Consider the following 6,166-nt stretch of genomic DNA (forward strand, 5'->3'; position numbering starts at 1 on the left):
GGGATTGTCTTCAGGCGTTCGCCCAGCCGCCGTCGATGACGATGGCGTCGCCGGTCATGAAGGCAGATTCATCACTGGCAAGATAAACCACGAGTTCAGCGACTTCTTCGGGCGTGCCGAGTCGTCCCATGGGTTGGCGGGCGACGAAGCCCGCGCGTGCCTGATCGTAATCGCCAAGCGCACGCATGCGATCTTGCAACGACGGACTTTCGATCGTGCCGGGGCATATTGCGTTGGCGCGGATGCCCTTGCCGACATAGTCAAGCGCCACCGATTTCGTCAGGCCGATGACCGCCGCCTTTGTCGTTCCGTAGATAAACCGGTTCGGAGCGGCGATGAGGGTTGAGGCAACCGACGCCATGTTGACGATAGACCCGCCGCCGCGTTCGATCATGCCGGGCAGAAAAGACCTGATCATCCGGTACATGGCACGGATATTCAAATTGACGGAGTGTGAAACAGCACTGAAGGCTGACCCCGTACGAAAATGTAATAAGCGCCTGATTTTGCCTGCAAAATAGCTACAGGAGTGAGGTCATCGTCGGGCGCCGATCGCGACCCCACACGATCTCCACTTCATGCAGTAAATCAAGGCTTTACGGGGTCTATAATAGAAGTCAGCCTTCGACGTTGATTCACAGGCTCGATGAACGAGCTGACGATGGATCAATATCTGGATCGCGGCCACATCTCGATCAGGTTTGGCAATGAGGCAAGCCTTGCTTTCGAGGAATGGTTTCTGCCGCGATATGGCCGTCAGCGCCGGGTTGAATGCACCATCGACCAGTTCAGCATCGCGCCGCTTCTCGTCATGGGCACGGAACGGATCGTGACGATGCACCGGCGCATGGCCGAGGAAATGGCAAGGCGCTTCCCGGTGAAGCTGTTTGCCGGGAGCAGAACGAGCGCGTCGAGCGCGCCGAGGAAATCGAACGGCGTCTTGCAGAAGGCCAGGCCGTGATCGATCTCGATCCGAAGGTCATTGACCCTTCGTTCATGCAGGACCGGATGCCGGGCGACGTTGATGGGCTGCTTGCGTCTATCAAGGAACAGGGCCAGCAGGTGCCGATCCTCGTGCGCCCTCACCCGCAAAAGTCCGGCCGCTATGAAGTTGCATTCGGCCATCGTCGCTTGCGTGCGGTGACGGAACTCGGTCTGGCGGTCAAGGCGGTCGTCCGGGACCTGACGGACGAGCAGCTGGTGGTCGCCCAAGGTCAGGAAAATAACGAGCGCCAGGATCTTTCTTTCATTGAAAAGGCACGTTTTGCCGCCCGTCTGAAGGAACGTTTTACCCGCGACGTGATCATTTCATCGATGTCAGTCGACAAGGGCGATCTCTCTAAGATGCTTTCCATCATCGAGGCGCTTCCTGCAGACCTGATCGATGCCATCGGCCCTGCCCCCGGTATTGGCCTCAGAAGCTGGCAGGAACTGGCAGAGCTGATCGAAAAGACTTCCTCGGCCGACAGTGCCCTCGAGCGTGTGCGTTCCAGCGAATTGCAGTCACTTCAGTCCGCCGAGCGATTCAAGGCGCTGATTGCACATCTGAAGCCGCGCCGGTTGGAACGCGGCCTTCCTGAGGTCATGGCGAGCGCCGCTGGGGAGCGGCTGGCGCAGGTGAAGCAGAGCAAGGCGAAGGTGGAAATCATGATCGATCGGAAGGCGACGCCGGACTTCGCGGCTTTCGTGCTCGAGCAATTGCCGGCGCTTTATGAAGCGCACCGTGCGAAAAAGAAACAGAAGAAGGAAGTGTAACGCGCAAAAGAAAAGAGCCCCCTCAACGTTGCCGTCGCGGAAGCCCTTCTGTCTCTTTAGCACGATCAGAATCGCATTTCCTCGAATCCTCGTCAAGAGTTTTTGGCACCGATCTGGTGAGCAAATTTCTTTTGCCTGCTGAAAGGTAAGAGACGATGCAAACGGGAAATGTGACGACGCCCTTCGGGCGGCGGTCGATTTCGCTTACCCTGGTCAGGAGACAGCGAGCTGTTGCCCAGATCAAGGCGGGGAAATCGGCAGAGAAGCGGAAAGTTTTTCGCGACGTTTCCGCGGCGATGGTGCCGCTTGGTATTCAATCGAACAGCTTGGCAGTGCTTGACGCTCTATTGAGCTTCTATCCGGAAAATGATCTGCGCCAGGACGCGCCGCTCATCGTTTTTCCGTCGAACGCGCAGCTGTCGTTGCGCGCCCATGGCATGGCGGGTTCCACGCTCCGACGACATCTTGCGGCTCTTGTTGACGTCGGCCTGATCGTTCGAAAAGATAGCGCCAACGGCAAGCGCTACGTTCGCAGAGACCGCTCGTGTGACATCGAGAACGCCTTCGGCTTCGATCTCTCACCATTGCTGTCTCGCGCCGAAGAGTTCGCCATGCTGGCGCAACACGTCATGGCGCAGCGAACCGCCTTCAAGAGGATGAAAGAGAATCTGACGATCTGCCGGCGCGACGTGCGCAAGCTGATCATGGCTGCCATGGAGGAAGGGGCACAAGGCGATTGGCAAGCGATCGAAGACATCTATGTCGGGCTGATTGCCCGACTACCCCGCACCCCATCGCCCGCGGATGTGAGGACAATCCTTGAAGAAATGCAGATGCTGAAAGAGGAAGTACTCAACAGGCTGGAAAATCAAGAAAAAGCGAAAAATTCTGGCACCAATGATGCCCATGTCGAGCACCACATACAGAATTCAAAACCCGAATCCATGAATGAACTTGAACCTGGCTCACGAAAAGAGCAGGGCGCAAAATCGAGCGAAGCAAATGGAGTTCAGCGAGAACCGTTGAAGGCACTTCCACTCGGCCCTGCCCGCAAATTATCGACTATGGGGCGGGCGGCGCGATCGGGACTTGGCGCGAGTTGATGGCCGCGGCAGTTGTCGTCGGGTCGATGCTTGGAATAGCCCATCGGCCTACCAGGAGGCCTGTGAGATCATGGGGCCGGAAAATGCGGCGGTTGCGGTTGCCGGGATCTTGGAACGAGCAAACATGATCAATTCTCCGGGCGGCTACTTGCGGGATCTCACACGACGGTCTGGGCGCGGCGAGTTTTCGTTGGGACCGATGATAATGGCTCTGCTGAACGCGAGTGGTGTGGCGAAAATGAAAGCGGGGTAGGGCGGTTGCGCAATCTCGAGGGAAACCGCGGGTACGTTTGCCATTCAGATAAATCCGTAAAAGTTGGTCGCGAACAACTCTGCTAAACCATTGTTATAGTTGTTTCTTCCAAATTGGACATTTTAGGCCGAAATCGCCGACTGGAAGAACGTCACTCGAGGCGGACCGGGCGGCGGAGAGGTGGGCCAGTCGTGTTCACCGTCGTGAAGGGACAGCAGAAACGTTCTGCCTTGTCACGGAGCGTGAATGGATATCCTTCAGGAACCGCTCCAGGACATTCAGCAATGCGTCCCGCGGGACCTTTTCGATAACGGACTTTATAAGCGTCCGTTTGGGACGGATTCGTCAACAGACAGGCGAGGCTCTTCTCTCTATCATCCGTCCTTGGCGATTTCGCCCAAGTTGGAGGAATGCCCGTTAGTTCTTCATCGTACTGGAAGGAAAGGCAACCCTTAACATTTTGCTTCTTCTGCCTCGTGCTCGCGAAACAGATTGTCCGAACCGACGCGCCATGTAGGCCGGTCGTGCTCAAGCACGGCTTACTAGCGATGTACCATGCCCTCGCGCGTGACCGAGCCGACCCGGCTCGTAGGAAGTGGCGATACGCCGAGCGAACCGGACTTGGCTCAGGCCGTCGCACCGCTGGAACATAATGTAGCGAAGAATCTTCGCAAGGCTGCCGCCGGCCGGAGATTTCCAGGAAGAGGGCCACCGCAGCGACTATGATCCGCTCGCGCGTTATATCCGCGCTAAAGTCCTCATACTAATCGACAACTGCGAGCAGGACCACTGAGTACCTTGCCTCTGCGCCACGATCGGACCGGCAGGCATTTTGCGGTGCACCACGGGCGAGATCAGCTCGGCTGGCGGTTATTTGCGCAGCCTGGCGGATCTGGCGTGGAAGGCCGCATTGGTCAGACTCGATCCGATGCTTCGGGGTGAGGACTGCCAATTTGCAAGTCGGAAGCACTGGTAAGGAGCCTAGGCAAGCCGAGAGTGTGATGACTTCCGGGCTAAATCTCCATCGAGGTGGGAGTCTTCCACGATCGTTTGTCCGCATTTCCGAAGGAAACGGTCAGTATTGCCTTGAGGGGGGATATGGACTATATATCCCAAAGTATCTATATCATTCAGGATATGAAATGACGGAATGGAAGGTCGTGTTTCATGACCGTTTGAAAGGCGAGATCACAGACCTTCCAGCCGATGTTCGGGTCGAATTGCTCGCGCATCTGGTGCTGCTGCGCGAAAAAGGCTTTCGACTGGGACGACCTGAGGTCGATACCCTCGAGGGCTCCAAGCACGCGAACATGAAAGAGCTGCGCGTCAAGGTGTTGAAGGTGCAATGGCGGTTCGCCTTTGCCTTCGATCCGGAGCGAAAGGCCGTCGTCCTCTGTGGTGGTGCGAAGAGCGGTGTGAGCCAGAAGCTCTTCTATAAACGGCTGATCGATCTGGCGGATAAACGGTACGACGAGCATTTGAGCCAGTTGGAGAAGAGACATGGATGATCTCGATAAGCTGATACAGACGCTGCCTGAGGATGAACAGCGTGCCGTAGCAAAGCGCGCCGACGAGCTTGTCACGGCGCACAATCTGCGTGAACTGCGGGCACTCGCTGGACGGACGCAGGAAGACGTGTCTGCCGGGACCGGTTTCAAGCAGACCAACGTCTCAAGGCTGGAGAAGCGCGCCGACATGAAGCTGTCGACGCTTCGCGATTATGTCGAATCCCTCGGCGGCACGTTGAAGATCGTCGCGGATGTGGCGGGCAAGAAAGTCGATCTTTCCAGCATTGCCGAGCGCTCCCGACACGGTTCAAAGATCTGAGCGGACCACCGGTAGGGGAGGGGTGTTTAGAGCCCGGCCGCTTTAGTGAGATTCACCCTGAAACGGTCGCGCCGGCGCTGATACCGGCGGGTCATTTCGGCGCTGGCGTGGCCGAGCTGTTTCTGCACATAGCGCTCATCGACCTCGGCCGAGGAGGCAAGGCCGGCACGCAGCGAATGGCCGGCAAACTTTTGCCCACGTTCGACTTCCGAAAGATCGCCGCGCACACCGCGCCGCCAGCGCCGTCTTCTTGACGAGGCGCGCCACCTCCTGGTCCTTCAAGCGGTCCGGCCCGACGTTTTTTCCCTGGCCGCGGACGCGGCGAAAAACGGGACCCTTTGTGATCCGGGCGAACCTGATCCAGGTCTCGATGGCGATGACGGGGCAGGTGGCGTCGGACGAGCCGCGGCCGACCTCCACTTCACGCCAGCCGGTCTTGCCGCGCAGGGTCACCACCAAGCCTTTGTCGAGTATCTCGATCCAGCCGCGACCGTCCTCCGTCTGGTCGCGCCCGAGATCCAGGCCGGTGATTTCCGACCGCCTGAGGCCACCGGCAAAGCCCAGCAGGAGCATGGCGCGGTCGCGCATGCCCCGTAGTGTGCCTCGCTCGAGCGTTTCGAGCATGGCGATCAGGTCTTCCGGCAGGATCGCCTCCTTCTGCCGGGGCGGGGCGGCGTGGGTGTTGCGAATGCCGGCCATCACGGTGGCGATGGCGCGATCCTTGCGATCGAGCGGCATGCCGCGCTGCGCACAGTTCCAGCCGATCGCCGACAGCCGCTCGATGGTGGAGACGGAGTTCGGCTTCATGCCGCGTTCAGCCGTACCTGACGCACACGCGGTGATGTAAAGACCGACAACTTGCGGGTCCGGGGGGAGGGCAGACAGGTTTGAGCGCCGACACCAGGCAGAAAAGTGCTTCCAGTCGGCTGCGTAGGCCTTGCGGGTGTTGGCGGAGCTGGCCGCCTCGACGTAGCCCCGCGCGCGCTCGGTGAGGTCCTGCAGGTGGGCCGGTAGGGGAGGGGGCGCCGGCGCCGCGATGACGGCCGCGGAATTGTCATCGGCGGCCGGCGTGTTATGCGCCGCCGCAGGTGCTTCCTGAGCGTGATTCTCACTGTTTTCGTCGGTGATTTGGGCCATTTCTCTATAATGAACAATATGACCGATAATGCAAACCTATCAATCGTTTAGCTGTATGTCCCTTGAACCACGCCTACTCGGATCAGAGCAA

At 58.6% G+C, this 6,166-nt stretch carries 4 protein-coding genes and 3 pseudogenes; 5 read left to right on the forward strand and 2 right to left on the reverse strand.

Annotated features, from left to right (window positions below; all coding sequences use genetic code 11):
• Positions 1-10: 10 nt before the first annotated feature.
• Positions 11-451 (reverse strand): annotated as a pseudogene (locus tag JL39_RS03015) (SDR family oxidoreductase); the annotation flags it as partial.
• Positions 452-661: 210 nt separating this feature from the next.
• Here JL39_RS03015 and JL39_RS32370 point away from each other — a divergent pair.
• From JL39_RS32370 to JL39_RS03035, 5 genes and pseudogenes are all read left to right on the forward strand, one after another.
• A complete protein-coding gene (locus tag JL39_RS32370; protein WP_244446828.1) occupies positions 662-961 on the forward strand; it encodes a hypothetical protein in 300 nt (99 codons plus the stop codon).
• Positions 928-1,755, forward strand: a complete 828-nt coding sequence (gene repB / locus JL39_RS03020; protein WP_244446827.1) for a plasmid partitioning protein RepB — start codon at positions 928-930, stop codon at positions 1,753-1,755. The genes JL39_RS32370 and repB overlap by 34 nt, the downstream gene beginning before the upstream one ends.
• Positions 1,756-1,910: 155 nt before the next feature.
• Positions 1,911-3,111, forward strand: a pseudogene (gene repC / locus JL39_RS03025) (plasmid replication protein RepC).
• A 1,142-nt stretch (positions 3,112-4,253) separates the two neighbouring features.
• Positions 4,254-4,619 (forward strand): type II toxin-antitoxin system RelE/ParE family toxin, encoded by a 366-nt coding sequence (locus JL39_RS03030; RefSeq protein ID WP_037145895.1) that lies wholly within the window; start codon positions 4,254-4,256, stop codon positions 4,617-4,619.
• Positions 4,612-4,938: a helix-turn-helix transcriptional regulator gene (locus JL39_RS03035; protein ID WP_037145896.1), complete on the forward strand. Its 327-nt coding sequence runs from the start codon at positions 4,612-4,614 to the stop codon at positions 4,936-4,938. The genes JL39_RS03030 and JL39_RS03035 overlap by 8 nt, the downstream gene beginning before the upstream one ends.
• A 26-nt stretch (positions 4,939-4,964) precedes the next feature.
• Here JL39_RS03035 and JL39_RS03040 read toward each other — a convergent pair.
• Positions 4,965-6,075, reverse strand: a pseudogene (locus JL39_RS03040) (tyrosine-type recombinase/integrase).
• Positions 6,076-6,166 lie beyond the last annotated feature (91 nt).

It is taken from the genome of Rhizobium sp. YS-1r (assembly GCF_000757525.1).
Classification (GTDB): domain Bacteria; phylum Pseudomonadota; class Alphaproteobacteria; order Rhizobiales; family Rhizobiaceae; genus Neorhizobium; species Neorhizobium petrolearium.